Annotated in this window: 1 protein-coding gene and 1 pseudogene; both read left to right on the forward strand. The window is 45.2% G+C overall.

The window, feature by feature from the left end:
• Positions 1 to 482 (forward strand): filamentous hemagglutinin N-terminal domain-containing protein (locus F6K51_RS37245; protein WP_293031199.1); only part of this gene is annotated, 482 nt, incomplete at its 5' end.
• Positions 473 to 1,402: pseudogene (locus F6K51_RS37250) on the forward strand (filamentous hemagglutinin); the annotation flags it as partial. The gene F6K51_RS37245 and the pseudogene F6K51_RS37250, both read left to right, overlap by 10 nt.

Genomic DNA, 1,402 nt, shown 5'->3' on the forward strand with positions numbered 1-1,402 from the left:
GAGCAATACGAGATAGTAACTTATTCCACAGTTTTCTGGAATTTAATGTTGGTAATGGTCAACGAGTGTATTTTGCTAATCCCGATGGCATTACCAATATTTTGACTCGTGTCACCGGTAGCAACCTCTCTCAAATTCTCGGGACTTTGGGAGTAAACGGTAGCGCTAATTTATTCTTGCTTAATCCCAATGGTATTGGATTTGGAGCAAACTCTCGCTTAGATGTGGCAGGCTCCTTTGTAGCTAGCACTGCTGATAGTGCGGTATTTGACAATGGTTTCAACTTTAGCGCTAGTGATCCAAATGCCCCACCATTGTTAACCATCAATATTCCCACTGGTTTGCAATATGGTAGCAATCCTGGCTCAGTCAACGTGATAGGAGCTACTTTAGGCATCGACACTGGGCAAACCATGGCTTTACTTGGGGGTGAAGTTAACCTCAATGGTGCCACCGTTGAAGTGCCAGGGAAGTGGAATTAGGAGGATTATCCAGTTCAGGAACCGTTACGCGAGCTGGCGCAACATCGGTCAGTTTTCCCGATGGAGTCCAACGAGGTGATGTTTCGTTGACTAACGGTAGCTTGGTAGATGTGACCTCAGTAAATGGCGGAACTATTGCCATCAATGGTGCGAATTTCGACATGTCTCAATCCACTTTACAAGCTGGATTGACTTCAGGGACATCGATACCAGATGCAGTAGCTGGCAACATTACCATTAACGCTAGAGGCAATACCAATCTTATTGACAAGAGTTTGATTGCTAATGATTTACTAACCTCAGCCATCGGCAATGGCGGAAACATTCAGCTAACCACTAGCGCTCTTACCATCACTGGTGGCTCAAGAATTCAAACCGTTACCAATAGCAATGGGGCATCAGGAGATATTGAGATTAATGCCAATGGTGCCATTGATATCTCCGGTTTTACTGAGGATGGGTTATTTAGCGGGATTCTGACTCGTTCCGCTGCTGACACTAGTGGCTTTGGAGGCAACATTACCATTAACAATGCCCAAGGGTCACTGAATCTAGCTAATCGGGGATTTATCGGTACAGTTACGCGGACTAGTAGTAATGGCGGTGCGATCGCACTAAACCTTAATAACCTGGTGCTTGAAAGTGGCGGACAGATTGTCACTGCTACGACCAACATAGGCAATGCTGGAGATATCACCATTAACGCTAGCGAAAGCGTCACCATATCTGGGGAAAGTCGGGATTTTGTCCCTAATCCTTTCTTAGACTTAGACACCTTTGACTTAAATCCTCTAGAGTTTATTAATGACCCTAATCCCAACGTAGCGGAATCCGGACCATTGGGAATACCCTATGTGTCCATTGAACGGACTCCAGAACAGATTATTAATGGCACCACGGTATTGGGTACAGCCGAAAAT

The sequence above is a fragment of the Moorena sp. SIO3I8 genome, from assembly GCF_010692325.1.
In the GTDB taxonomy this organism is placed as follows: domain Bacteria; phylum Cyanobacteriota; class Cyanobacteriia; order Cyanobacteriales; family Coleofasciculaceae; genus Moorena.